A 24,936-nucleotide genomic window follows, 5' to 3' on the forward strand; every position below is an offset into this window, starting at 1 on the left:
GATCGGGTTCGCTACAAAAAGGCCGGGAAACCGGCCTTTTTCTTGCGGACTGCTAAAGTCGAGTTGGCAAGGCTAGGAAACGCTCAGGCCTTCTTGCCGTGCCTGACCAAGTCCTGGGCGACCGACAGGCTCACCATTTCAGCCAGTTCGCGTGCGGCGCGGTTCTCGGCGTCGAGCTGCGCCCGGTAGGAGGCGAACTCCTGCGTCGGCTTGTCGAAGGATGATGGGATCGACCGCTTGCCGGTGGCGATCACCACGCCGGTCCTGGCATCGGTCAGCACATAGTTTGCGGTCAGCGTCACCGTGCCTGCCGTCGGCTCGTCTTCGTCGGTCTGAATCTGCACCACCGCGGCCGATTCGACCAGTTCGGTGACACCGAGATCGAGCATGTAGACCGGTGCCGTCGTCTCGCCGGCACCCTGGCCGAAGGCGAAGATCAGATTGTTGCGGACCTGCTGGGCATAGCGGGTCTTGACCGGCTTGACCGCGATCGAGGCGAGCTCCGCCGACGCGCTGACAGTCGAGCCTGCCGTCAGCGGCGCGCTCGAATAGAGCGGCCTGACAGTGCAGGCCGAAACCAGCGTCATCGAGGCCACCAGCCCGCAGAGCGCGGTGCGGCGCAGCACATGCGTCGTCTTTCCGAAGTCAAGCCCCGTCTTTTTGAAATCAGGCAACGACATTGACGATCCTCTGCGGCACGATGATCACCTTGCGGGGCGCCTTACCTTCCAGCGCTTTCTGCACGAAGTCGAGAGCCAGAACCGCTTTTTCGACCGCACCTTGGTCCGCGTCGCGGGCAATTGTCAAATCGCCGCGCTTCTTGCCGTTGACCTGAACCGGCAGCACGATCTCGTTGTCGACCACCAGCGCCGGGTCGTAGACCGGCCATGGCCGTTCGGCGACCAGATCGGTGCCGCCGAGCGTGTGCCAGCACTCTTCGGCCAGATGCGGCATGACCGGCGCGACCACATGCACAAGGATCTCCACCGCCTCGCGGCAGGCGCCTTTCAGCGCCGCATCGGCCTTGCCCTCGGCAACGTCGTTGAGCGGCGTGTTCAAGGCATTGGCAAGTTCGTAGATGCGGGCGATGGCTCGGTTGAAGCCGAGCTTCTCGATATCCTCGCCGATCGCTTTCAGGATCTTGTGCGCGGCCTTGGAAACGGCACCGGCCTCGCCATCCTGCGCCGCCTGTGGCTTGACGCCATCGAGCGTCTCGGCGGCGATCGACACCAGGCGCCAGACACGCTGGATGAAACGGTGCGCGCCGGCGGCGCCATCGTCCGTCCACTCGACGTCTCGCTCGGGCGGCGAATCCGACAGCATGAACCAGCGTGCGGTGTCGGCGCCGTAGCCGTCGGTGATGTCTTCCGGGCTTACCGTATTCTTCTTCGACTTCGACATCTTTTCGAGTGAGCCGATCGCCGCCTCTTCGCCGGTGGCGATCTCGATGGCGCGGCGCTTGCCGCCGACATCCTCGATCCTGACCTCAGCCGGCGACAGCCAGCGGCCATTGTTCGACGCACCGCCGACGCGGTAGGTCTCATGCACCACCATGCCTTGCGTGAACAGGCCCTTGAATGGCTCGGCCAGGTCGAGATGCCCGGTCGCGCGCATGGCGCGGGTGAAGAAGCGCGAATAGAGCAGATGGAGGATCGCGTGCTCGATGCCGCCAATATACTGGTCGACGGCCAGCCAGTCATCGGCAGCCTTGGGCTCCGTCGGCTCATTGGCCCAGGGCGCGGTGAAGCGCGCGAAATACCAGGACGAATCGACGAACGTGTCCATCGTGTCGGTCTCGCGGCGCGCATCCTTGCCGCATTGCGGGCACTTCACATGCCGCCAGGTCGGGTGGCGGTCGAGCGGATTGCCGGGACGGTCGAACTCGATGTCGTCGGGCAGCTTGACCGGCAGATCGGCCTTCGGCACCGGCACGACGCCGCAATCCTCGCAATGGATCATCGGGATCGGGCAGCCCCAGTAGCGCTGACGCGAAATGCCCCAGTCGCGCAAGCGGAAGTTCACCTTGCGCTCCGCCATTGGCCGCCCGCCTATGGTCTTCTGCTCCAGGAGCTTTGCCACCTCGTCGAACGCCTGCTCCGGCTTCATGCCGTCGAGAAAGCGCGAATTGATCATCACGCCGTCATCGACATAGGCCTCTTCCGTGACCTGGAAGGTCTTGGCGTCGGCATCTTCCGGCATCACCACCGCGATCACCGGCAGGCCGTATCTGTTGGCGAAGTCGAGGTCGCGCTGGTCGCCCGACGGACAGCCGAATATGGCGCCGGTGCCGTATTCCATCAAAACGAAATTCGCGACGTAGACCGGCAGGGTCCACGAGTCGTCGAACGGATGCACGACGCGGATGCCGGTGTCGAAACCTTTCTTCTCGGCCGTCTCCAGTGCGGCCACCGACGTGCCCATATGCCTGATTTCGTCGATGAACTTGGCCAGATCGAGATTGGTCTCGGCGGCCTTCCTGGCCAGCGGATGGTCGGCGGCAACCGCCATGAACGACGCGCCGAAAATGGTGTCGGGCCTGGTCGTGTAGACCTCCAGTTCCTTCGCATCGCCAACCGGAGCGGCCAGCGGCCAGCGGATCAGCAGCCCTTCCGAGCGGCCGATCCAGTTCTGCTGCATCAGCTTGACCTTTTCCGGCCACTCGCCGAGACCATTCAGCGAGTCCAGCAGGTCCTGCGCGTAGTCGGTGATCTTGAAGAACCACTGCGTCAGCTCGCGCTGTTCGACCAGCGCGCCCGAGCGCCAGCCACGGCCGTCGATGACCTGCTCGTTGGCGAGCACCGTCATGTCCTCCGGGTCCCAGTTGACCTTGGAGGATTTGCGCGTCACCAGCCCCTTTTCGACGAAATCGAGGAACAGCATCTGCTGGCGGTGGTAATAGTCGACGTCGCAGGTGGCGAACTCACGCGCCCAGTCCAGCGACAGGCCCATCATCTTGAGCTGCTCGCGCATGGCGGCGATGTTGGCGTAGGTCCATTCCTTGGGATGGACCTTGTTCTGCATCGCCGCGTTTTCGGCCGGCATGCCGAAAGCGTCCCAGCCCATCGGGTGCAGCACGTTGAAGCCCTTGGCCCGCTTGTAGCGCGCCACCACATCACCCATCGTGTAGTTGCGGGTGTGGCCGATATGGATCTTCCCCGAGGGATAGGGGAACATCTCCAGCACGTAGTATTTCGGCTTTGGATCGTTGTTATGCGCTTCGAACAGCTTCTTTTCGGCCCAGGCCTTCTGCCATTTGGGCTCTGACGCGCGCGGATTGTATCGTTCGGTTGCCATCGGATGATTTTCACTTAAAAGCAGGCGCAGACCGCCGGACAAGGCCCGGTGGCCAAGGTAAATGTCGTCGCGGTGTTCACCATGGATTGCCGGACCCGTCAACTGCGGCGAGCCGGCCAAGATGATTAAAGACAGGCAGGATATGGACATGGCCAGCGCCGTCGAACAGTTTTTCGCCGTCAAGACGAGGATCGCTGCCGCCGAGCGCGAGGCCGGCCGCGACGCCGGTTCGGTGACGCTGGTTGCGGTGTCGAAGACTTTTGAGGCCGACGTCATCCGCCCGGTCATCGAGGCTGGCCAGCGCGTCTTCGGCGAAAACCGCGTGCAGGAAGCGCAAGGCAAATGGCCGGCCTTGAAAGCGGAATTCCCTAATATCGAACTGCATCTGATCGGCCCGCTGCAGTCGAACAAGGCGAGGGAAGCCGTCGCTCTCGCCGACGTCATCGAGACCGTCGACCGCGAAAAGATCGCCGCCGAACTCGCCAAGGAAATCGTGCGCCAGGGCCGCACGCCGAAACTCTACGTCCAGGTCAATACCGGCTCGGAGCCGCAAAAGGCCGGCATCGAGCCGCGCGACGCCGTCGCCTTCGTCGCCCGCTGCCGCGATGTCCATGGCCTCGCCATCGAAGGCCTGATGTGCATCCCGCCGGCCGACGAAAACCCCGGCCCGCATTTCGCCTTGCTGGAAAAGCTCGGCAAAGAGGCCGGGGTCGCAAAACTGTCGATGGGCATGTCCGGCGACTTCGAGACCGCCATAGCCTTCGGCGCCACCAGCGTCCGCGTCGGCTCGGCGATTTTTGGCGGCCGATAACCTCGGTGATCTCGCGGCCCTAACAGTAGCATTTGTTGCTGCATCGCTGCAGCGATGCTATATCTAGCCAAGCTAGCTAGGTATCTTCCATGAACTGGCATCTGCAGGACGCAAAAAACAATCTCTCGAAGCTGGTTCAGCAGGCTCGTGAAAAGGGCCCGCAGACCATCACCTTGCGTGGAAAGCCCGCTGCTGTCGTGTTGGCCGCTGAAGAATACGAAAGGCTCGTCGGCTCTAAGCCCTCACTTGCGGAATACCTTCTTTCCGGTCCCGAGTGGGACGACGACTTCGTCGAAGAGGTCAATCGCCGCTCCAAGGGGCCCGGCAGAGACGTGGACCTCTGATGTTTCTTCTGGACACGAACGTCGTGTCGGGTGCGCGAAAGCGAGAGGGGCCAGTGGCGGATTGGATAATCAAGCAAGAGCGCCAGTCTCTGTTTCTAAGCGTCATCACGCTCGGTGAAATCGCACGCGGAATCGAAATGAAGCGGCGAAACGACCCCGACACTGCAAACCATTTAGCAGCGTGGTTCCACGGTCTGCGCCACAGCTACGAAAACCGAATTCTCGGCATAGACGAGAGCATCGCTGCCCAATGGGGTCGCATCTCCGCGATCCGCACGCGCGGCGACGCAGATGGGCTTATAGCCGCGACGGCGCTCTTCCACGACCTCATACTGGTCACACGCAACGTCGCCGATTTTGACGATACTGGCGTCACAATGTTCAACCCTTGGGAAGCCTGACCCGCCTGTGTTGATCCGGTGTTGGGGTCGGCCGCAGGTTGAGCCAGAGCCGGCCCATCATTGCGCCACGACTGGAAACGAAACGCGCCGTTCCTATTTGCTTGGCGTCATCACCAATCTGCTGGAGCCACCATGCGCTACAATCAACTTGGAAATACGGGGATGTTCGTCTCGGAACTCTGCCTCGGCACCATGACCTTCGGCGCCGCGGGCGAGAATGCCCAATGGGGCCTGATTGCCAGCCTCGACCAGAAGGGCGTCAACGACATCGTTGCCCGTTCCATCGCCGCCGGCGTTAATTTCTTCGACACGGCCGACGTCTATTCATTCGGCCAGTCCGAACGCCTGCTTGGCCAGTCGCTCAAGGATCTTGGCGTCAAGCGCTCGGACGTCGTCATTGCGACCAAGGTGCATGGCGCCATGGGCCAGGGCCCGAACGAGCGCGGCTCTTCGCGCGGCCACATCATGGATTCGGTCGAGGGCAGCCTGGAGCGGCTGCAGCTCGACCATATCGATCTCTACCAGCTGCACGGCACCGACACGGTGACCCCCATCGACGAGACGCTGCGGGCGCTCGACGATCTCGTTGCCAGCGGTAAGGTCCGCTATGTCGGCGTCTCCAACTGGGCGGCTTGGCGCATCTCTAAGGCCCTCGGCATAGCCGAGCGCAAGGGGTTTTCCCGCTTTGAGACCATCCAGTCCTATTACTCGATCGCCGGCCGCGACCTCGAGCGCGAGATCGTGCCGCTGATCAACGAGGAAAAGCTCGGCCTGATGGTCTGGTCGCCAATGGCCGGCGGCCTGCTGTCGGGCAAATACGGCCCCGGCGCGCCCGGCAATGGCGAAGGCCGCCGCGCCGCCTTCAACTTCCCGCCGGTCGATGAGGACCGCGCCTGGGCGGCTGTCGCCGTGATGCGCGAGATCGCCCAGAAGCACGGCGTCAGCGTCGCCACGGTGGCGCTCGGCTATGTCCTGGCCAAACCTTTCGTCATGAGCGTCATCATCGGCGCCAGCCGCATGGAGCAGCTCGAGCAGAACCTAGCCGCGGCCGAGGTGAAGCTCGACGCCGACGATCTCGCCAAACTTGATGAGGTCAGCGCGCTGCCGGCCGAATATCCCGGCTGGATGCTGGAGCGCCAGGCCGCCGGTCGCCGCCCGGCGCCGTTCACGCCGAAGAAGTAGTCGCCGCCGGTTGGATGCTGGGGAGCCAAAGGGGCTCCCCAAAATCGTTCAGGCTCTGTTTTTGTTGAGCATGATCTTTTCCGAAAACCGGATTCCCCCTTTCGGGATCATGCTCCCATCCGAACGCTCTCGACCAGAAAGTCGAGAAAGGCCCGCACCCGTGCCGGCAGATGCCGGCCCTGGCCGACATAGACGGCGTGGGTAGGCTCCTCGTCGCCCGGATCGAAATCCTCCAGCAGCGCCGTCAGCCGGCCCGCCGCGATGTCATCGGCCACATGCCAGTGCGCCAGCCGGGCGATGCCGGCGCCGCCGACCGCCATCAACCGCATCGACTCGCCATCGCCGACCAGTGTGTTTCCCACGGTGGGAACCGTGATGGCATTGTCAGCTGCGTCGACAAACTGCCAGCCATCGACATGCCGGACAAAGCCGAAAGCCATGCGATTGTGCCGGCTGAGATCGGCTGGAATCAGCGGTGTGCCATGTGTCTTGAGATAGGACGGTGCGGCAACGACCGTCATCCGGGTTTGCCCGAGCTTGCGCGCCACCAGCCGCGATTCGCCGAGCGGCCCGGCGCGGATGGCGACGTCGGCACGCTCAGCCATCAAATCGATGACGCTGTCGGTCAGCACCAGATCGACCGATATCTCGGGATAGCGTTCGAGGAAATCAGGCAGCAGCGGGATCAGCCGATGCACCCCAAAGGGCACATAGGAGTTGACGCGCAGCCGTCCGCGCGGCGCGGCACCCACGGCCGCCTCGCGCTCGGCCGCCGCCATATCGGCCAGGATGCGCACCCCGCTGTCATAGAACGCCGTCCCTTCCGGCGTCAGCTGCAGCTTGCGCGTCGAGCGGGTGACCAGCCGCGCGCCGAGCCTTGCCTCCAGTCGCGCGATCAGCTTGCTCACCGCCGACGGTGTCATACGCAGCGAACGAGCCGCAGCCGAGAAGCTGCTCGCCTCGACGACGCGTACGAACACTTCGATCTCGCCGGAACGGTTGATATCGGGTCTGGCCATCTGTGAATCTATTTCACAGGAAATATGCCCGAGGCAAGTCTGGTTCACAAGGCATGGCAACACGATCTCTGCGGTCGGGGCGCGGGTCTGGACAGCGCGCTCATTCGAGTTCGAACTGGAAACCGCCATGCCTCTTGCTCTCTACGCCCTCGCTGCCGGCGCCTTCGGCATCGGTGTCACCGAATTCGTCATCATGGGGCTGCTGATTGATGTCGGCAAAGATCTCGGAGTCTCGATCTCGGCCGCCGGCCAGTTGATTTCGGGCTACGCGTTGGGCGTCGTCATCGGCGCGCCGCTTTTGACCATTGCCACCGGCAACTGGCCCCGCAAGACCGTCCTTCTGGCCCTTATGGCGATCTTCACGCTCGGCAACCTCGCCTGTGCGATCGCCCCCGACTACTGGACGCTGATGGGCGCCCGCATCATCACCGCCTTTGCCCATGGCACTTTCTTTGGCGTCGGCTCGGTGGTCGCCACCGGCCTGGTCGCACCCAACAAGAAAGCCTCGGCGATCGCGCTGATGTTCACCGGCCTGACTATCGCCAACATCCTCGGCGTGCCCTTCGGCACTTGGCTCGGCCAGACCTTCGGCTGGCGCGCCACCTTCTGGGCTGTAACCCTGGTCGGCTTGGCAGCCTTTGCCGTCATCCTGCTTCTGGTGCCGCGCAGCAAGGAAGCGCCCGAGAAGACCAATCTGCGCGCAGACCTCGCAGTGCTGCGCCGCACGCCGGTGCTGCTCGGCCTCGCCACCACCGTGCTCGGCTATGCCGGCGTCTTCGCCGTCTTCACCTACATCGCCCCGCTGCTCACCGAGATCACCGGCTTCAGGGAGGCCGCGGTGTCGCCGATCCTGCTCGTCTTCGGCGGCGGCCTCATCGCCGGCAATCTGCTTGGCGGCAAGGTCGCCGACCGCTGGCTGGTGCCGGCGGTGCTCGGCAGCCTCGTGGTGCTGGCGTTGGTGCTGGCCACAATGACCTTCGCCGTCCACAGCCAAATCCTGGCCGTCATCTATGTCGGCCTGCTTGGTGCCGCCGCCTTCGCCACCGTGGCGCCGCTGCAGATGTGGGTGCTGGAAAAGGCGCAAGGCGCGGGCCAGAGCCTCGCCTCGTCCTTCAACATCGCCGCCTTCAACCTCGGCAATGCCGCCGGCGCTTGGCTTGGCGGCGCGGTGATTGCCCATGGCCTCGGCCTCGGCTCACTAACCTGGATCGCCGCTTTGCTGCCGGTCGCGGCTCTTGGCGTCGCTGCCCTGGCGCTGCGCCTCGATCGCGCCCCCACAATCGGGGCGCCGGTCTGCGCCCAGTCATGAGCATCACGCGCAATCCTTCTTCGACATCATCAAGGAGCATAAAATGGATTATCGACGTCTCGGCGCATCGGGCCTGAAAGTGCCCGCACTCTCTTTCGGCGCCGGCACTTTCGGCGGCTCCGGGCCGCTGTTCGGGGCCTGGGGCAACAGCGACGCCAAGGAAGCGCGGCGGCTGATCGACATCTGCCTCGAGGCCGGCGTCAATCTGTTCGACACCGCCGATGTCTATTCGAACGGCGCCTCCGAGGAAGTGCTTGGCGAAGCCATCAAAGGCCGCCGCGACGCGGTGCTGATCTCGACTAAGACTTCGCTGCCGATGGGCGACAGACCGGCCGACTACGGCTCGTCGCGCTCGCGGCTGATCAAGGCCGTCGACGCGTCCCTGAAGCGCATGGGCACCGATTACATCGACCTGCTGCAGCTGCACGCGTTTGATGCCGGCACGCCGATCGAGGAGGTGTTGTCGACGCTGGACGATCTCGTGCGCGCCGGCAAGCTGCGCTATGTCGGCGTCTCCAACTTCTCCGGCTGGCAACTGATGAAGTCGCTGGCCGAGGCCGACAAGCATGGCTACCCGCGTTATGCCGTACACCAGGTCTACTATTCGCTGGTCGGCCGCGACTATGAGTGGGAGCTGATGCCGCTCAGCCTCGACCAGGGCATCGGCGCGCTGGTGTGGAGTCCGCTCGGCTGGGGCCGCCTGACCGGCAAGATCCGCCGCGGCCAGCCCCTGCCGGAAAAGAGCCGGCTGCACGACACCGCCGATTTCGGCCCGCCGGTCGCGGACAAACATCTCTACCGGGTCATGGATGCGCTTGATGCGATGGCTGAAGAGACCGGCAAGACCGTGCCGCAGATCGCCATCAACTGGCTGTTGCGGCGCCCGACCGTGTCCTCGGTCATCATCGGCGCCCGCAACGAGGAACAGCTGCGCCAGAACCTCGGCGCCGTCGGCTGGGCGTTGACGCCGGAGCAGGTCAAAAAGCTCGACATGGCAAGCGAAGTGACCGCGCCCTACCCGTACTTCCCCTATCACCGCCAGGAAGGTTTCGCCCGACTGAACCCCCCGGCGGTGTGATCGCCGACGTTGAAGCTGCCAATCTCCCCGCAAGGGGGGAGATCAGCTATACTGCCGCTCAGTGCAGCACGAACTCCCCATCCACCTTCCGCCATTCGTTCGGCGCGATCAGCTTCTGGTGCGTGTAGCTGATCGAATGCAGCGGCCCGTCGAGCCTGGCCTTCCAGAACTCGATGAACTTGATCAGCACCGGAAACTTCGGCGCCAGATCGTAATCCTGCCAGATGAAGCTCTGCAGCAGATGCGGGTGGTCGGGAAAATGGTACAGAATCTTGGCCGTGGTCAGGCCATACCCCTTGAGCATCAGGTCCATTTCGGAATGATCGCGCATGACAGCCCCTTGGCCTAGTTGATTCTCCATTCCTCCCAACACCGAATTGTGCGCGCCGTTCCTTAACTGTCTATGATTTTCCTGATCCCAATCGGGTTTTACACACGAAAACATGCGGTTAGCAGCGACCGCCGCCGAGTGCTGATACAACCGAAAACGGAAGCTGCGGCATCCCGCCACGCGAATCCAACGTCTAATGTTGCCGTCAGCGCGGAACTGTTAATAATGCCGCCGAATTCGCGGCTGCGTCGCCGTGATCCTGGCGGTGGTCAAGCCGGCGGGCTCGTTTGGGAGGTAAGTGAAGACATGTCCGAGGTGAAGATCCACCGCGTCCAGCCGGCGTGGAAGAAGAACGCGCTGATCGACAATGACACCTACCTCAAATGGTATGCCGACAGCGTGAAAAATCCGGACAAGTTCTGGGGCAAGCACGGCAAGCGCATCGAGTGGTTCGAGCCGTTCAGCAAGGTCAAGAACACCTCCTTCGACGGCAAGGTCTCGATCAAATGGTTCGAGGACGGCGAGACCAACGTCTCCTACAACTGCATCGACCGCCACTTGAAGAAGCGCGGCAACCAGACAGCCATCATCTGGGAAGGCGACAATCCCTACGACGACAAGAAGATCACCTATAACGAGCTCTACGAGCATGTCTGCCGGCTCGCCAATGTGATGAAGAAGCACGGCGTCAGGAAGGGCGACCGCGTCACCATCTACATGCCGATGATCCCGGAAGCGGCCTACGCGATGCTGGCTTGCACCCGCATCGGCGCCATCCACTCGATCGTCTTCGGCGGCTTTTCACCGGACGCGCTGGCCGGCCGCATCGATGACTGCAAGTCGACCTTCGTCATCACCGCCGACGAAGGCCTGCGCGGCGGCAAGCCGATCCCGCTGAAGGAAAACACCGACAGAGCGATCGAAATCGCCGCCAAGGCCGGCACCAAGGTCGATAAGGTGGTCGTCGTTCGTCGCACCGGCGGCAAGACCGGCTGGGTCCAGGGACGCGACATCTGGTACCATGACGAGATCGCCACGGTGAAAGGCGACTGCAAGCCGGAGAAGATGAAGGCCGAGGATCCGCTGTTCATCCTCTATACCTCAGGCTCGACCGGCAAGCCGAAGGGAGTGCTGCACACCACCGCCGGCTATCTCGTCTATGTCGCGATGACCCACCAATATGTCTTCGACTACCATGATGGCGATATCTACTGGTGCACCGCCGATGTCGGTTGGGTCACCGGCCACAGCTATATCGTCTATGGCCCGCTCGCCAACGGCGCCACCACGCTGATGTTCGAGGGCGTGCCGAACTACCCCTCGCAGTCGCGCTTCTGGGAAGTCATCGACAAGCACAAGGTCAACATCTTCTACACCGCGCCGACGGCGCTGCGCGCGCTGATGGGCGCCGGCGACGAACCGGTGAAGAAGACCTCGCGCAAGTCGCTGCGCGTGCTGGGCTCGGTCGGCGAACCGATCAATCCGGAAGCCTGGGAGTGGTATTTCAACATCGTCGGCAACGGCAAGGTGCCGATCGTCGACACATGGTGGCAGACCGAGACCGGCGGCATCCTGATCACGCCGCTGCCCGGCGCCACCGACCTCAAGGCCGGTTCGGCGACGCGGCCCTTCTTCGGCATCAGGCCGCAGCTGGTCGACGGCGAAGGTAGGGTGCTGGAAGGGGCGGCCGACGGCAATCTCTGCATTGCCGATTCCTGGCCCGGCCAGATGCGCACGGTCTATGGCGATCATGACCGCTTCGTGCAGACCTATTTCTCCACCTACAAGGGCAAATACTTCACCGGTGACGGCTGTCGCCGCGACGCCGACGGCTATTACTGGATCACCGGCCGCGTCGACGACGTCATCAACGTTTCCGGCCACCGCATGGGAACGGCCGAGGTCGAATCGGCGCTCGTCAGCCATGAGAAGGTGTCGGAAGCAGCTGTCGTCGGCTATCCCCACGACATCAAGGGCCAGGGCATCTACAGCTACGTTACCTTGATGAAAGGCGTGGAGCCGAGCGAGGAACTGCGCAAGGAGCTCGTGGCCCATGTCCGCAAGGAGATCGGCGCCATCGCCTCGCCCGACAAGCTGCAATTCGCGCCCGGACTGCCGAAAACCCGCTCCGGCAAGATCATGCGCCGTATCCTGCGCAAGATCGCCGAGGACGATTTTTCCGCGCTCGGCGATACCTCGACACTGGCCGATCCGGCCGTGGTCGATGATCTGATCGCCAACCGCCAGAACAAGAAGGGCTGAGGGGATTTGATGGCTGCACTGGGCGCAGTCACGGAGCTCTGGCGTTACCCCGCAAGTTCGCTTGCCGGCGAACGCCAGGACGCCATTTCGGTCGGCCTTGAAACCATCGACGGCGACCGGCTGTTCGGCCTTGTCGATGTCTCGGACAATGAGATCGCGCGGCCCGACCGCGACGCCAAGTGGCACAAGGTGCCGCGCATCCGCACCCGGCTGAGCAAGGACCGCAAGCTGGAGATCGCCGTTCCCGACGGCGACTGGCTGGCAGTGCCGGGTGTGGAATGCGACCAAGCCATCTCGGCCTATCTCGGCTTCGCCGCCTCGATCAGGCCGTTCAGCCAGGACAACGCTCCCGGCTACACCGGCCCGCTCACCGCGGCGCGCTACCGCAAAGCGCCGATCCATCTCTTGACCACCGCATCGCTGGCGCGGCTCAAGGCGCTGCACCCCGAAGGCATTCCCGATCCGCGCCGCTTCCGCCCCAACATCGTCGTCGACATGGCGGCGGTCAAAGGCTCGTTTCCCGAGACCGAATGGATTGGCCGCAAGCTCGCCATCGGCGATCTGCTGGTGACCGTCTCGGAGCCGTGCCGCCGCTGCGGCTTCACCATCATCAGCCAGGACGGCTTCGACCACGATCCCGGCATCCTGCGCAATCTGGTCCGCCACAACGCGCACAATCTTGGCGTCTATTGCACTGTGGACAGGCCTGCCCGCGTCGAGATCGGCGCGCCGATGCGGTTCGTGTAGGCCTCTACCGCGAGGCAGCGAATCGCAGACCTTGGAAAGCGTGGGGTTCGGCCCCGAATCCTATCTCTACCGATACAGATCCGCCCGTGTCGGCGGCAGCCCGCTCGGCCCGCGTGCGCGTTTGGTGACGACGGTCTGAAAAATCTGCGCCGAGGCGCGCTCGAAGGTGATCGAGCAGCCGGTGAGATAAAGCAGCCACAGCCGTGCCTTGGCCTCGCCGACTTCGGCGACCGCCTCGTCGAAGCGAGCCTGTAGCCGCTCGGCCCACAGCCGGCAGGTGCGCGCATAGTGCTCGCGCAGATTCTCGACGTCGTAGACCAGGAAGCCATGCGCCTCCAGATTGCCCAGCGTCATGCCGATCGTGTCGAGTTCGCCGCCTGGGAAAATGTATTTGAGCAGCGCCTTGAACTCCGGCCCCTTGCGCAAGGTTTTCTTCAAGTCGCCCTTGCTGCGCCTGGTGATGGCGTGGTGCAGATAGATGCCGCCGGGCTTCAGCAAGCGATGGATGGTCTTGAAATAGGTGGCGTGGTTGGCGAGGCCGAGATGCTCGAACATGCCGATCGACGATATCTTGTCGAAGGAGCCTTTGAGCTCCGTATAGGATTTGATTTCGATGGTGATGCGGTCCTGCAGCCCTTCGGCGCGGATGCGCTCGCGGGCGAGATCGGTCTGCGCCTGCGACAGCGACACGCCATGGCCGACGACGCCGTAATTTTTGGCCGCATGGATCAGCATGGCACCCCAGCCGCAGCCGATGTCCAGCAGCTTTTCGCCCGGCTTCAGCCTGAGCTTGCGGCAGATATGGTCGAGCTTGTCGGCCTGCGCCTGGTCGATGCCATCGGCGAAATCCTTAAAGTAGCCGCAGCTGTAGACCATGCGCTCGTCGAGGAAGAGCCGGTAAAAGGCATTCGAAATGTCGTAGTGATGCTGGATCGCCTCCTGGCTCGACCCGCTGACATAGGGGTTGCGACCCGACAGATCGGTGCGTGCACTCATCTGCTTGCGTGACAGGAGCACCGCCGGCAGGTCGCGCAGGATCGCCAGCTTCGGCAGCGACTTGAGCTTGGTCCTGAGCTTGCCTTGCGACGGCAGTGCGTAGAAATCGAAAATCGTCCCGTCTTCGATGTCTATCGTCTTGGAGATCCACATCTCGATCAGCGTCGACAGCGATGGCCGCTTCACCACCTGCCAGACGATGTCCTGGTCGTTGATGGTGAGCACGGGCCCGATGGCGGGACCGATCCGCTCGCCGGTCCACAGCTTGACCGCAAAACCCGGCTTCAGCGTTTCGATCACCGTTCGCACGATGCGCGCGGCCTTCTCGGCTGCCTCCATGGCCATCCTCCCGAGTCCTGACAATCCACCTTGCATGGATTTTGCCCGCCCTCGCGGCTCTTCGCAACCCGGCGCAAAAGGCGGCTCGCCAGCTATTTCAAATCGGCATCTTGTTTTTTGCTGCAACGCACCCCATCATCTGTACGTGTTCAACAAATCGAAAGGAGGTGATCCGATGTCGAGTGATTTCGTTTTCCAGAACGTGGCCTCAGCGGATTGCACTTTCGGGAAGCAGTCTTCCCGTTAAGGCGCGATAAGCGCGGCGGGTGACCTCGGTCGCCGCCATTGGCCGCGCCACGGACGGAAACACGGAAGGCCGCCGGCTTCGTCAAGAAGCGGCGGCCTTTTCCATTTCCGGATTGTGTGTCGAAGCAGATCAGAATCCGGTCACGCCAGCATCCGCGCGCTGATCGTCTTGTCGACGCCGTGATAGGGCGGATTGAACAGCTTGCCTTCCTGCTCGTAGGTCCAGACCTTGAACAGCGAGAGTTGGTGTGGGCCGAAACTGTGCAGCAGCGGGACATCCGTGGCATCGCGGCCGCGCGCGATGACGACGCGGCCGATCCTGGGTTTGTTGTGGCGCGGGTCGAACGTGTACCACTTGCCGTCGAGGAACACTTCCATCCAGGCTGAAAAATCCATCGGCGCCGGGTCGGCCGGTACGCCGATGTCGCCGAGATAACCGTTCACATAGCGGGCCGGGATGTTCATGCAGCGGCAGAGCGTGATCGCCAGATGGGCGAAGTCGCGGCATACACCAACCTGCTCCTCATGCGCTTGGGCTGCGGTACGCGTCGACCGCGCATAGCCATAGCCGAAGGACAGCCGGTTGTGGACATAGTCGACGATCGCCTGCACCCGCGCCCAGCCGGAGGGAACATGGCCGAAAAGCTGCCAGGCCAGACTGCTCAGATGATCGGTCTCGCAATAGCGGCTGCCGAGGAGGTAGCCGAGCACATCGTCCGGCAGTTCCGCCACCGGCACTTCCCTGGCCAGCGTGTTGACCGCGTCAGGCTCCCCGCTGTCCTCGACGGCTGCGTCATAGAGAATGCGGAAACTGCCGGCGGGTGCGGTGAAGCGGCGGCAGGTATTGCCGAACAGATCGTGATAGACCTTGCTCGGCACTGAAGGCGACGTCAGCACGCGCGTCTGCCGTTTGATGTCGGCCTGACGATCCCTGTGGATATCAAGCAGCGAGATGACCGGCGTGGCGCCGACGCATTCAATGGCGATTTCGTAGCCGAGCCGGATCAGCACAATGATTGCCCCTTCGATCCCGTGGAAAACAGTATGCTCAAAACGCCAGAGGCGGGACCATGGTTCCCTGGAACTATCGAAAAGGCTCTCCCGCGGCTTCCCAGGCAGGCGTGGCGACGTTACGGTCGCACGACATGTTTCGACCCTCCCGAAACGATCCCTAACCCCGTGGAAAATCTGATGTTTGCAGGCAGAAAATTCGCCGCGTTGCTGTTCGATATGGATGGCACGGTGCTCAATTCGATCGCCTCGGCCGAGCGCGTCTGGGCGGCGTGGGCGCTTAAGCACGGTCTCGACGTCGAAGCCTTCCTGCCGACGATCCATGGCGTGCGGGCGGTCGAGACCATCACCAGGCTGGCGCTTCCCGGCCTCGACCCTGTTCATGAGGCGTTTGTGCTGTTGCAGGCCGAGTCGGACGATGTCGAAGGCGTGCTGCCGATCGCCGGCGCCGTGCCGTTCCTCAACGCTTTGCCGCCAGAGCGCTGGGCGATCGTCACCTCGGCGCCGCGCCCGTTGGCGCTGCTGCGCATGCGGGCCGCCGGCATCCCGGTTCCCGCCTTGGTGGTCGCGGCCGAGGATGTGTCGCACGGCAAGCCGGCGCCCGACTGTTTCCTGCTGGCGGCAAAACGGCTCGGCGTCGATATCGGCGACTGTCTGGTCTTCGAGGACGCACCGGCCGGTATCGCGGCGGCGGAAGCAGCGGGCGCGTCGGTGATGGTGATCAGCGCCACTCACCAGCATCCAATGACGACTCAGCACAACTCGATTAGCGGCTACGAAACCGTCTCTATCGCCATCGATGACAGCGGCTGGATGACGCTGGGAGCACAGCGCAGCGCGGCCTGAGGAACTGGAGGACTGGAGGACTGGAGGACTGGAGGACTGGAGGACTGGAGGACTGGAGGACTGGAGGACTGGAGGACTGGAGGACTGGAGGACTGGAGGACTGGAGGACTGGAGGACTGGAGGACTGGAGGACTGGAGGACTGCTATGCGCCTTTTTCTTCAACTCTTCAGTTCACCAGTTCCCCAGTTCTTCCGTTCCTGAACCCCTAGAAATCGCTAGCCAGTCCCTTCACTTCCCAGTCGCCGTAGCGGCCGGGTTCCTTGCCGCCGCGGCCGCCGATTTCCTTCGGCAACGCAGCTTCCTTCTGGCGATACGCTTCACGGCGCGCCTCGGCTTCAGCCAGCGCCCGGCTGGCCGCCGGCGTCAGGTCCTTCTCCCGGTCGGCATCAGCTTTGCTGGGTTGGTCGGTCATGCGATAGTCCGGGCGGATTGAAACGAAGGGCGGCGTTTCCCATCATATAGCCATGAGTTCACCCCGATCGACCTTTTTTTGCCACGGCCGCACAGGGAGCAGATGATGAGAACGCTACGCACCACCATGCTCCTGGCCGCGATGACGGCGCTGTTCATGGGCGTCGGTTTTCTGATCGGCGGCACCGGCGGCATGATGATCGCCTTCCTGGTCGCCGCGGGCACCAATCTGTTCAGCTACTGGAATGCCGACAAGATGGTGCTGTCGATGAACCACGCCGTCGAGGTCAACGCGAAGAACGCGCCCGAATTCCACGCCATCGTCGAGGCGTTGGCCAAGCAGGCCGGCCTGCCGATGCCCAAGACTTATCTGATCGACAATCCGCAGCCGAACGCCTTCGCCACCGGCCGCAATCCCGAGAACGCCGCGGTCGCGGCCTCGACCGGGCTGCTGGAGCGCCTGTCGCATGAGGAGGTGGCGGCAGTCATGGCGCATGAGCTGGCCCACATCCAGCATCGAGACACGCTGACCATGACCATTGTCGCGACACTCGCCGGCGCCATCTCGATGCTCGGCAATGTCGCCTTCTTCTTCGGCGGCAGCCGCGACAACAACAACCCGTTCGGCTTTGTCGGCGTGCTGGTGGCGATGCTGGTCGCGCCCTTCGCCGCCATGATCGTGCAGATGGCGGTCAGCCGCACCCGCGAATACGAAGCCGACCGGCGCGGCGCCGAAATCGTTGGAAATCCGCTTTGGCTGGCATCAGCGCTTGACAAGATCGCCCGCGGCGCCGAACGCATCCGCAACCCGGATGCCGAACGCAATCCCGCGACCGCGCATCTCTTCATCATCAATCCCCTTCACGGCGAGCGAATGGACAGCCTGTTTTCGACCCACCCGAACACCGACAACCGCATCGCCGCGCTGCAGGCGATGGCGCGCGACATGGCAGGCCGCCAGCCGGCGCCGCGCCAGGCGCCGACGCCAGAGCAAACAGAAGAATTCCCGGCCGATGTCGAGCAAGGCCCGTGGGGCAAGGCAGCACAACCCACGCCGCCGACCAAACCGGCCAAGCCGAAAGCCAATCCGTGGGGCCGCAACCCGACCGGACCCAAAGGTCCGTGGTCGTGAGCGGCGCCAGACCCCGGCCCGCACATTCAGGCGTTCGCGAAAACAGCTCGGACGAATTCGTCGCCGGCCTCGCCGCGCGCAAGGCAGCGGCGCGGCTCCTGGCCGCCGTTATCGACGCCAAAACGCCGCTCGACGGGCTGACGGACCACGAGAACGGCCATCCGCAATACAAGGTGCTCGACCTGCGCGACCGCGGCCTGGTGCGCGCCATACTGGTGACCGCGCTGCGCTACCGCATGACCATTGCCGGGCTCCTCGCCCGCCGCCTTGAAAAGCCGCTGCCGCCCAACGCCACAGCTTTGTCGCACATCCTGCATGTTGCGGCGGCGCAGATCCTGTTCCTCGACATCCCCGACAGCGCCGCCGTCGATTTGGCTGTGACCCACGCCAAGTCGGACCCACGCACGCAGCGCTTTTCCGGCCTCGTTAATGGCGTGCTGCGCACTTTGGTGCGCGCCAAGGAGACCGAACTGCCGGCAGCTCTTGCCGCCACCGACGAGGCGCCAAAATGGTTCTCCGACCGGCTGAAGGCCGCCTATGGCGCCGAGATGACCAGACAGATCCTGGCGGCGCATCGCGTTGAGGCGCCGGTCGATTTCACGGTCAAGGCCGATCCCGAATTGTGGGCCGAAAAGTTCGGCGGCATCGTGCTGCCGACCGGCACGGTGCGAGTGGAAAAGCTCAGCGCCTCCGTCACCGAACTGCCGGGCTTCAGCGAAGGCGCATGGTGGGTCCAGGACGCCGCCGCCAGTTTTCCGGCGCGGCTGTTCGGCGATGTCAAAGGATTACGCGTCGCCGACCTCTGCGCCGCCCCCGGCGGCAAGACCGCTCAGCTTATCCTTGCCGGCGCCAAAGTCACCGCCTTGGACACCTCGAAGAACCGGCTGGCGCGGCTGACGCAGAACCTCGAACGGCTTGGGCTGTCCGCCGAGATCGTGCAGGCCGATCTGCTGAAATACCAGCCGGCGGAGCTTTTCGACGCCGTCCTGCTCGACGCGCCCTGCTCTTCCACCGGCACGGTTCGGCGCCACCCGGACGTGCCATGGACCAAGACGGTAGCCGACGTCGAAAAGCTAGCCGATCTGCAAGCAAAGCTGCTCGCCCGCGCCGTCACTTTGGTCAAACCGGGCGGCCGGATTGTTTTTTCCAACTGTTCGCTGGACCCGATCGAAGGCGAGGATCTGTATCGCGCCTTTCTGGCCGGCAACAAGACCGTCGCCGACGATCCGCTGCAGCCCGGCGAAATCGCTGGCATCGACGCCTTCCTGACCCCGCAAGGCACGCTGCGCACCACACCCGCCGATCTTGACCTTGGTTCGCCAGGGGTTTCCGGCCTGGACGGCTTCTTCGCCGCCCGCATGCGACGTGTCGCCTAGGATTTTGTCGGCAGAGCCGCAGCCCTTCGTGACTTCGTCATCCACGGGCGGAGCAAGGAGCGTAGCGACGCAGCGCAGACCCGAGGATGCCATGCCGCGACACATGAGCGCCGCTACGACGCAGAATTCTGCTCCGCTGCAACCCACGGCCAAGGTCACGGAATGGATCCCAGGGCCTCCGCGACGGAGCTTCGCTCCTGCTTCGCCCTGGGATGACGAAGTGCGAATGCCTCGACTAATCCCGAACGGCTGCGCCCCCTAAAGCATGTCGTCCAGGGACCAGTGCTTCCCCCACCTTGCATCGATCTCATCATCGACATTCTGGTAGCGGATATCGGTGGAGAGCCGGATACGCCCCTCCGCACTCTGGTTGGTCGTCGAGGCGTGGATCATGTAGGGCGAGTGGAGGACGACATCGCCGGCCTCGAAGTCCGCGATCAGCCAGCGTGTATCGAACCGCTCCGCCATGTCGGGCAGGTCCTTCGACACCCAGCCGCCCTCGCTCATGTTCCTGTTGTAGGCGCTGATGCGCTCCTGCGGGCTCAGCCCGGCATTGTCCCTGGCGAACCGGGCCTCCATGTCGAGGCCGATGGCGTGCGATCCCTCGAGATAAACCAGGCCGCCCATGTCGACGGGAACGTCGCCGATCGGGATCCAGGCCGTGACGATGCGGCTGGTGCCGCCGCGAAGATAGACGAGATCGTAATGCGCCGGCGTCGCCACGGTGGTGCCCGGTTGGGTGAAGCGCATGATCTTGCGCTTGTGCAAATAGGACAGCCCGCCGACGAACGCATCCATCAGCCGGGCCATCCGGGGCTGTGCGCAGAACCCTTCATAGGCGGTGGAGCGAACCAGCGCCATCAACCGGCGATCGGCGAGCTGACGGTCGAACGTGCCGGCCGCCAGGCCAAGCGCGGGATCGGACCCGGGCTGCAGCAAGCCGGTGTCGGCCAGATACGAAAACACCCAGCCGCGAAAATCTATGACGTCGCGGCGCGGCAGGATACCTTTCAGCCAGACATAGCCTTGCTCGGCAAGGAGGCCTCGAATGGCATCGATGCCGATCCCGGCGTCGGTTGGCACGAGATGACCCAACCGGTTCGGCGCCATCGATAATGTCTTGCCGTTGGCGTTCAGATCGATTGACGCAACAGGACTCCGTCGTTGCATGCCACCTGTTGAGCTTGACATTTCAGCCACCTGCGATTTTCCATCCTTAGCTGGAAATGCCATACTGTTTGCACACTCGCCCATGGACGTAACGAAGCCATGGACTTTTCGCTCATGAACGATCTCTCTTACGCACTCTACAGATCCGCACCGGCCGCGGCCGGCGGCCTGTCGGTTACAGGGATTGGTCGGCATCGCGTCACGCAGGCGATCCAAGCGCGCAAATTGCCGGAATTCGCCGTGGTGCTGATTGAGAACGGTCAAGGCTGGCTTGAAACCAGGACTGCCGGCATGCAGACGATCCAAGCGCCGGCCCTGTTCTGGCTGCTTCCCGGGAGGATGCATTCCTACGGGCCGGACGCATCGGGCTGGCTCGAACGCTGGGCGCTCTTCGACGGCGCCTTGATACGCGATTTCACCCGGCTGCGGCTGATTGCCGAGGACGCCCCTGTCGTCCCCTTGCGCGACCTCGGCAAAATGCAGCGGCTGTTCGACAGGCTGCATGGTGAGCTGTCGCTCGATACGATGCTGAGCCAGGCAGAAGCCGCCGCCACGATGCATCGCATCGTCGTGCGTGCCGCCCGCCAGGCAATGGATTGGAACAACCGTCAACGAAACCCCAGCCTCCAGGATGCCGCCGACATGCAGCCCATCGTCGACGAATTGCGCCGCTGCGCGTGCGACCCGGTCGATCTCGATGCCTTCGCCGCGAAATTCTCGATGTCGCCGGCAACCTTGCGGCGCAGATTTGCGCGGGCAGCCGGCATGTCGCCCAAGGCCTTCCAACTGCGCACGAGGCTCGACCGCGCCAAACAGATGCTGGCCGCCTCCGATTCGCCCATCGAGTCCATTGCGGCCGCCGTCGGCATCCACGACGCCTTCTATTTCTCCCGTCTGTTTCGCGACCGCGAAAACTGTTCGCCCAGCGAATTTCGGTCTCGCCACAACCGCAAGTGAGTGCAGGATTGCCGGGCTTAAACCCGCGAAGCGCTTGACTTTTTTCGGGGTGGGTCGGTGGCCGGCAGCGTGAGGCGCTTCACGTCGGCGGAATTCGACTTCGCATAAGTTCTTGAATCATATAAGCTTGTGCTGGGGTACCGGAACATGATGCCGAAAAGTGTGACGCGGTTTTCGGGCGACATCATGCTCTATCTCCAGGCGACGAGGAGGGGTTTTGGCACTGGCTGCCGGCAGCACGACACGTCTGTGGACGCTTGTCGCTAAGGAGTTTTGGCGCAAGACGCGCCGGCGCCTTCGCGCGGGGCCAGTTTATCGCTGGCGCTATTCCGGGCGCACGCCCGAACGCGTCCTGATTGCACCGCCCGACCTCAGGCTCGCCGATCCGCAGATCGCGCTCGAGATCTACTATGGCCGCTATCCGCTGTCGGGACACCTCGTCGAGACCGGCGGCAAATCGCCATTCCAGATCGATGTCGCCAATCGCGGCTGGGTGAAGACGCTGCACGGCTTTCGTTGGCTGCGCCATATGCGCGCCGCCGGCACCGAGCTGGCCGCCGCCAATGCACGCGCGCTTGTCTCCGACTGGATCGCCATGCATGGCAACCAGATTTCCGGCATAGCCTGGGAGCCCGGCACCACCGCCAAGCGAGTCATTGCCTGGTTGCAACACTCCTCGGTTGTCCTACAAGGGGCCGAATTTCCGTTCTATCGCGCCTTCCTGAAATCGCTCGCCGTGCAGATCCGCTATCTCCGCTCGATGGCGCGCGAAATGCCGGACGGCAAGGACAGGCTGCGCGCTCGCATCGCGCTTGCCTTCGCCGCGCTGTCGCTGCCGGCGCCGGCCTCGGCACTGCGCGGCGCCACCCGCAACCTGGCGGAAGAACTCGACCGCCAGATCCTTCCCGACGGCGGCCATATTTCGCGCAACCCGATGGCGGTTCTCGAACTGCTCGCCGATCTCCTGCCGCTGCGTCAGACCTATGCCAATCAGGCCGAAACGCCACCGGCAGCCCTGATGGGCGCCATCGACCGCATGCTGCCGGCGCTCCGTTTCTTCCGCCATCAGGATGGCAGCCTGGCCCGCTTCAACGGCATGGGCGCGACCATCCACGACCGCATTGCCACCATCTTGCGCCACGACGACACCGCCGGCGCGCCGCTGCTGCACGCGCCGCATTCCGGCTATGAGCGGCTGTGTATGGGCGGCGTTACGGTGATTGCCGATACCGGCCCGTCGCCGGCCGTCGATGTGTCCAACGCCGCGCATGCCGGGTGCCTGGCCTTCGAACTCTCGTCCGGTCGCCAGCATTATATCGTCAATGCCGGCATCGACACCTATGGCGCTGCCGAGTTCCGGCCGCTGGCCCGTGCCACTGCGGCGCATTCGACCGCCACCATCAACGACACCTCGTCGGCGCGGTTTTCCCATTCGCTGCGCGTCAACGACCTGCTCGGCTCACCCTTGCTCGGCGGCCCGCAGCATGTGCCTTGCAAGCGCATCGACCAGAAGGGCACGCAAGGCTTCATCGCCCGCCATGACGGCTATATGCAGCGCTTTGGCTTCCTGCATGAGCGCGAGCTGAAACTGTCGAGCGAGGGCAATGTGCTCGCCGGCAGGGATCGCTTCCTCCGCCCGGGCGGTGCGGCGATCCGCAACAATGGCCGCGACTTCGTCGTGGTGCGCTTCCACATCCACCCTGACATCAACCTTTTGCAGGACGAGCATGACCGCCTGGTGCTGACCGCCGACCAGGCCGACACCTGGGTGTTCACCTGCACCGAAGTGGTGCCGGAGGTCGAGGAATCGATCTATTTCGCCGGCCTTGGCGGCCCGCGCCGCAGCCGCCAGATCGTGCTCGCCTTCAAGGCCTCGGAGATCGCCGAGGTGCATTGGCAGCTCACGCGCACCGGCATCGCCGGCTATCCCGAGAACAGCTGAGCGTCGTTGCCGGCGCCGGCTTGATCGAGCTTCCGGCTTGATTTCCTGACCTCATGTGCTACGGCCCGGCAACGCTCTCCAATCAGCCCTGAAAGGCCGCCAGCCCATGGCCGTCTCCGCCAAGAACATTCCGGCACCCGACCTCGTTCCGGTCCGCCGCGCCCTGCTTTCCGTCTTCGACAAGACCGGCCTGATCGACTTCGCCAAAGGGCTGGTCGCGGCCGGCGTCGAGCTGGTCTCGACCGGAGGCACGGCAAAGGCGATCGCCGAGGCGGGGCTGGCGGTGCGTGACGTCTCGGAACTGACCGGCTTTCCCGAGATCATGGACGGCCGCGTCAAGACGCTGCACCCGTCGGTGCACGGCGCGCTGCTCGGCGTGCGCGACGATCCCGAACACGCCAAGGCGATGCACGATCACGGTATCGAGCCGATCGATCTGCTCGTCTGCAATCTCTACCCGTTCGAGGCGGTCCGCCGCTCCGGCGCCGACTATGCCGCTGTTGTCGAGAACATCGACATTGGCGGCCCGGCGATGATCCGCGCCTCGGCCAAGAACCATGCCTATGTCGCCATCGTCACCGATCCCGGCGATTATGCCTCGGTGCTGAACGCGCTGGAGATGAACATCGGCTCGCTGTCGCTGGATTTCCGCCAGAAGCTGGCGGCAAAGGCCTTTGCCCGCACCGCCAGCTACGATGCGGCGATCTCCGGCTGGTTCGCCGAAACGCTGGAGATCGAGCATCCGACCTGGCGCGCCTTCGGGGGCAGGCTGGAAAGTGTCATGCGCTATGGCGAGAACCCGCATCAGAGCGCCGGCTTCTATGTCAATGGCGACAAGCGGCCGGGGGTCGCCACGGCTCGCCAGTTGCAGGGCAAGCAGCTGTCCTACAACAACATCAACGACACCGATGCCGCCTTCGAGCTGGTGGGCGAGTTCGACCCCAACCGCTGCGCCGCCGTTGCCATCATCAAGCACGCCAACCCGTGCGGCGTCGCCGAGGACGCTTCGCTGGCTGCTGCCTATGCGAGAGCGCTGGCCTGCGACCCGGTTTCGGCCTTTGGCGGTATCGTCGCCATGAACCGCATCCTCGATGCCGAAGCGGCGCAGGAGATCGTAAAAACCTTCACCGAGGTGATCATCGCGCCGAACGCGTCGGAGGACGCTGTCCGCATCATCGCCGCCAAAAAGAATTTGCGCCTGCTGGTCACCGGCGGTCTGCCCGATCCGCACGCCGGCGGCATCACTGTGAAAACCGTCGCCGGCGGCATGCTCGTCCAGGGCCGCGACAACGCGGTGGTCGACGATTTCGAACTGAAGGTGGTGACCAGGCGCGCGCCGACGGCGGCCGAGATGGCCGACCTCAAATTCGCTTTCCGCATCGCCAAGCACGTCAAGTCGAACGCCATCGTCTATGCAAAAGACGGCGCTACCGTCGGCATCGGCGCCGGCCAGATGAGCCGCGTCGATTCCTCGCGCATCGCCGCCCGCAAGGCGCTCGACGCCGCCGAGGCGGCGGGCTTGGCCGAGCCGCTGACGCAAGGCTCGGTGGTCGCCTCCGACGCTTTCTTCCCTTTCGCCGACGGGCTCATATCCGCGATCGAAGCCGGCGCCACGGCGGTGATCCAGCCCGGCGGCTCGATGCGCGACGACGACGTTATCGCCGCTGCCGACGCGCATGGCATCGCCATGGTGTTTACCGGCGTGAGGCATTTCAGGCATTGAGCGCCTCT

The 24,936-nt window shown here is 63.8% G+C and carries 22 protein-coding genes; 14 read left to right on the forward strand and 8 right to left on the reverse strand.

All coding sequences use genetic code 11. The features are described 5' to 3' along the window. Positions 1-83: 83 nt before the first annotated feature. Together lptE and leuS are read right to left on the reverse strand one after the other, a co-directional pair. Positions 84-680 (reverse strand): LPS assembly lipoprotein LptE, encoded by a 597-nt coding sequence (lptE, locus tag ACYG97_RS21830; RefSeq protein WP_023698237.1) that lies wholly within the window; start codon positions 678-680, stop codon positions 84-86. Beyond that, complete coding sequence (leuS, locus tag ACYG97_RS21835) at positions 667-3,294, reverse strand: leucine--tRNA ligase (RefSeq protein WP_023732963.1); 2,628 nt, start codon at positions 3,292-3,294, stop codon at positions 667-669. The genes lptE and leuS overlap by 14 nt, the downstream gene beginning before the upstream one ends. Positions 3,295-3,442: 148 nt before the next feature. Here leuS and ACYG97_RS21840 point away from each other — a divergent pair, with 148 nt between their 5' ends. The 4 genes from ACYG97_RS21840 (at position 3,443) to ACYG97_RS21855 (ending at position 6,032) form a co-directional block, all read left to right on the forward strand. Next, positions 3,443-4,105, forward strand: a complete 663-nt coding sequence (locus ACYG97_RS21840; RefSeq protein WP_023732962.1) for a YggS family pyridoxal phosphate-dependent enzyme — start codon at positions 3,443-3,445, stop codon at positions 4,103-4,105. An 89-nt stretch (positions 4,106-4,194) separates the two neighbouring features. Next, positions 4,195-4,449, forward strand: a complete 255-nt coding sequence (locus ACYG97_RS21845; RefSeq protein ID WP_023684084.1) for a type II toxin-antitoxin system Phd/YefM family antitoxin — start codon at positions 4,195-4,197, stop codon at positions 4,447-4,449. Beyond that, positions 4,449-4,850, forward strand: coding sequence for a type II toxin-antitoxin system VapC family toxin (locus ACYG97_RS21850; RefSeq protein WP_023728699.1), 402 nt, complete (start codon positions 4,449-4,451; stop codon positions 4,848-4,850). Before ACYG97_RS21845 ends, ACYG97_RS21850 begins: the two co-directional genes overlap by 1 nt. A 132-nt stretch (positions 4,851-4,982) precedes the next feature. Beyond that, positions 4,983-6,032 (forward strand): aldo/keto reductase, encoded by a 1,050-nt coding sequence (locus ACYG97_RS21855; RefSeq protein ID WP_023732961.1) that lies wholly within the window; start codon positions 4,983-4,985, stop codon positions 6,030-6,032. Positions 6,033-6,139: 107 nt separating this feature from the next. Here the strand turns inward: ACYG97_RS21855 and ACYG97_RS21860 are convergent, their stop codons facing one another. After that, positions 6,140-7,051: a LysR family transcriptional regulator gene (locus tag ACYG97_RS21860; protein WP_023732960.1), complete on the reverse strand. Its 912-nt coding sequence runs from the start codon at positions 7,049-7,051 to the stop codon at positions 6,140-6,142. 127 nt (positions 7,052-7,178) lie between these two features. Here ACYG97_RS21860 and ACYG97_RS21865 point away from each other — a divergent pair, with 127 nt between their 5' ends. Together ACYG97_RS21865 and ACYG97_RS21870 are read left to right on the forward strand one after the other, a co-directional pair. Continuing rightward, a complete protein-coding gene (locus tag ACYG97_RS21865; RefSeq protein ID WP_286440168.1) occupies positions 7,179-8,360 on the forward strand; it encodes an MFS transporter in 1,182 nt (393 codons plus the stop codon). Positions 8,361-8,403: 43 nt separating this feature from the next. Next, positions 8,404-9,438 carry an aldo/keto reductase gene (locus ACYG97_RS21870; RefSeq protein ID WP_023732959.1) on the forward strand — a complete coding sequence of 345 codons (1,035 nt, stop codon included), beginning with the start codon at positions 8,404-8,406 and terminating at the stop codon, positions 9,436-9,438. Positions 9,439-9,496: 58 nt separating this feature from the next. Here the strand turns inward: ACYG97_RS21870 and ACYG97_RS21875 are convergent, their stop codons facing one another. Next, positions 9,497-9,769, reverse strand: coding sequence for an usg protein (locus ACYG97_RS21875; protein ID WP_023668649.1), 273 nt, complete (start codon positions 9,767-9,769; stop codon positions 9,497-9,499). Positions 9,770-10,075: 306 nt separating this feature from the next. Here ACYG97_RS21875 and acs point away from each other — a divergent pair, with 306 nt between their 5' ends. Together acs and ACYG97_RS21885 are read left to right on the forward strand one after the other, a co-directional pair. Next, positions 10,076-12,031, forward strand: coding sequence for an acetate--CoA ligase (gene acs, locus ACYG97_RS21880; protein ID WP_023732958.1), 1,956 nt, complete (start codon positions 10,076-10,078; stop codon positions 12,029-12,031). Positions 12,032-12,040: 9 nt separating this feature from the next. Continuing rightward, entirely contained in the window at positions 12,041-12,778 is a 738-nt protein-coding gene (locus ACYG97_RS21885; RefSeq protein WP_023688865.1) for an MOSC domain-containing protein, read from the forward strand. Positions 12,779-12,844: 66 nt separating this feature from the next. On the opposite strand, the gene ACYG97_RS21890 is transcribed toward ACYG97_RS21885, so the two are convergent. Then, positions 12,845-14,113, reverse strand: a complete 1,269-nt coding sequence (locus ACYG97_RS21890) for an SAM-dependent methyltransferase (RefSeq protein ID WP_023688864.1) — start codon at positions 14,111-14,113, stop codon at positions 12,845-12,847. A 387-nt stretch (positions 14,114-14,500) separates the two neighbouring features. Continuing rightward, the gene (locus ACYG97_RS21895) at positions 14,501-15,370 is read right to left on the reverse strand and encodes a transglutaminase-like domain-containing protein (RefSeq protein WP_023732957.1); all 870 of its coding nucleotides are present in this window, start codon (positions 15,368-15,370) and stop codon (positions 14,501-14,503) included. A gap of 180 nt (positions 15,371-15,550) precedes the next feature. Between ACYG97_RS21895 and ACYG97_RS21900 the strand changes: the two genes are divergently transcribed. Further along, positions 15,551-16,216: an HAD-IA family hydrolase gene (locus tag ACYG97_RS21900; RefSeq protein ID WP_023732956.1), complete on the forward strand. Its 666-nt coding sequence runs from the start codon at positions 15,551-15,553 to the stop codon at positions 16,214-16,216. A gap of 206 nt (positions 16,217-16,422) precedes the next feature. Here ACYG97_RS21900 and ACYG97_RS21905 read toward each other — a convergent pair whose 3' ends face one another. Further along, positions 16,423-16,629, reverse strand: a complete 207-nt coding sequence (locus ACYG97_RS21905; RefSeq protein WP_023688862.1) for a DUF1674 domain-containing protein — start codon at positions 16,627-16,629, stop codon at positions 16,423-16,425. A gap of 105 nt (positions 16,630-16,734) precedes the next feature. Here ACYG97_RS21905 and htpX point away from each other — a divergent pair, with 105 nt between their 5' ends. Together htpX and ACYG97_RS21915 are read left to right on the forward strand one after the other, a co-directional pair. Next, complete coding sequence (gene htpX / locus ACYG97_RS21910; protein WP_023732955.1) at positions 16,735-17,760, forward strand: zinc metalloprotease HtpX; 1,026 nt, start codon at positions 16,735-16,737, stop codon at positions 17,758-17,760. Then, positions 17,751-19,136 (forward strand): RsmB/NOP family class I SAM-dependent RNA methyltransferase, encoded by a 1,386-nt coding sequence (locus tag ACYG97_RS21915; RefSeq protein ID WP_023698250.1) that lies wholly within the window; start codon positions 17,751-17,753, stop codon positions 19,134-19,136. Before htpX ends, ACYG97_RS21915 begins: the two co-directional genes overlap by 10 nt. Positions 19,137-19,394: 258 nt before the next feature. Here ACYG97_RS21915 and ACYG97_RS21920 read toward each other — a convergent pair whose 3' ends face one another. Next, a complete protein-coding gene (locus tag ACYG97_RS21920) occupies positions 19,395-20,246 on the reverse strand; it encodes a phytanoyl-CoA dioxygenase family protein (RefSeq protein ID WP_460221630.1) in 852 nt (283 codons plus the stop codon). A 159-nt stretch (positions 20,247-20,405) separates the two neighbouring features. On the opposite strand from ACYG97_RS21920, the gene ACYG97_RS21925 reads away from it, so the two are divergent. From ACYG97_RS21925 to purH, 3 genes are all read left to right on the forward strand, one after another. Continuing rightward, positions 20,406-21,263, forward strand: coding sequence for a helix-turn-helix transcriptional regulator (locus ACYG97_RS21925; RefSeq protein WP_444848998.1), 858 nt, complete (start codon positions 20,406-20,408; stop codon positions 21,261-21,263). A 217-nt stretch (positions 21,264-21,480) separates the two neighbouring features. Next, positions 21,481-23,205 carry a heparinase II/III family protein gene (locus ACYG97_RS21930; RefSeq protein ID WP_023732954.1) on the forward strand — a complete coding sequence of 575 codons (1,725 nt, stop codon included), beginning with the start codon at positions 21,481-21,483 and terminating at the stop codon, positions 23,203-23,205. A gap of 106 nt (positions 23,206-23,311) precedes the next feature. Continuing rightward, entirely contained in the window at positions 23,312-24,928 is a 1,617-nt protein-coding gene (gene purH, locus ACYG97_RS21935) for a bifunctional phosphoribosylaminoimidazolecarboxamide formyltransferase/IMP cyclohydrolase (protein WP_023732953.1), read from the forward strand. The last annotated feature ends 8 nt before the right edge of the window (positions 24,929-24,936 follow it).

The organism is Mesorhizobium sp. W067 (genome assembly GCF_054719525.1).

Bases quoted from the DNA above. Each gene is read 5' to 3' on its own strand.
- htpX (WP_023732955.1), top strand. From the start codon at position 16,735: ATGAGAACGCTACGCACCACCATGCTCCTGGCCGCGATGACGGCGCTG.
- ACYG97_RS21840 (WP_023732962.1), top strand. From the start codon at position 3,443: ATGGCCAGCGCCGTCGAACAGTTTTTCGCCGTCAAGACGAGGATCGCT.
- ACYG97_RS21850 (WP_023728699.1), top strand. From the start codon at position 4,449: ATGTTTCTTCTGGACACGAACGTCGTGTCGGGTGCGCGAAAGCGAGAG.
- ACYG97_RS21845 (WP_023684084.1), top strand. From the start codon at position 4,195: ATGAACTGGCATCTGCAGGACGCAAAAAACAATCTCTCGAAGCTGGTT.
- acs (WP_023732958.1), top strand. From the start codon at position 10,076: ATGTCCGAGGTGAAGATCCACCGCGTCCAGCCGGCGTGGAAGAAGAAC.
- lptE (WP_023698237.1), bottom strand. From the start codon at position 680: ATGTCGTTGCCTGATTTCAAAAAGACGGGGCTTGACTTCGGAAAGACG.
- ACYG97_RS21900 (WP_023732956.1), top strand. From the start codon at position 15,551: ATGTTTGCAGGCAGAAAATTCGCCGCGTTGCTGTTCGATATGGATGGC.
- ACYG97_RS21865 (WP_286440168.1), top strand. From the start codon at position 7,179: ATGCCTCTTGCTCTCTACGCCCTCGCTGCCGGCGCCTTCGGCATCGGT.
- ACYG97_RS21925 (WP_444848998.1), top strand. From the start codon at position 20,406: ATGGACTTTTCGCTCATGAACGATCTCTCTTACGCACTCTACAGATCC.
- ACYG97_RS21890 (WP_023688864.1), bottom strand. From the start codon at position 14,113: ATGGAGGCAGCCGAGAAGGCCGCGCGCATCGTGCGAACGGTGATCGAA.
- ACYG97_RS21885 (WP_023688865.1), top strand. From the start codon at position 12,041: ATGGCTGCACTGGGCGCAGTCACGGAGCTCTGGCGTTACCCCGCAAGT.
- ACYG97_RS21875 (WP_023668649.1), bottom strand. From the start codon at position 9,769: ATGCGCGATCATTCCGAAATGGACCTGATGCTCAAGGGGTATGGCCTG.
- ACYG97_RS21860 (WP_023732960.1), bottom strand. From the start codon at position 7,051: ATGGCCAGACCCGATATCAACCGTTCCGGCGAGATCGAAGTGTTCGTA.
- ACYG97_RS21905 (WP_023688862.1), bottom strand. From the start codon at position 16,629: ATGACCGACCAACCCAGCAAAGCTGATGCCGACCGGGAGAAGGACCTG.
- ACYG97_RS21870 (WP_023732959.1), top strand. From the start codon at position 8,404: ATGGATTATCGACGTCTCGGCGCATCGGGCCTGAAAGTGCCCGCACTC.
- purH (WP_023732953.1), top strand. From the start codon at position 23,312: ATGGCCGTCTCCGCCAAGAACATTCCGGCACCCGACCTCGTTCCGGTC.
- leuS (WP_023732963.1), bottom strand. From the start codon at position 3,294: ATGGCAACCGAACGATACAATCCGCGCGCGTCAGAGCCCAAATGGCAG.
- ACYG97_RS21855 (WP_023732961.1), top strand. From the start codon at position 4,983: ATGCGCTACAATCAACTTGGAAATACGGGGATGTTCGTCTCGGAACTC.
- ACYG97_RS21920 (WP_460221630.1), bottom strand. From the start codon at position 20,246: ATGGCGCCGAACCGGTTGGGTCATCTCGTGCCAACCGACGCCGGGATC.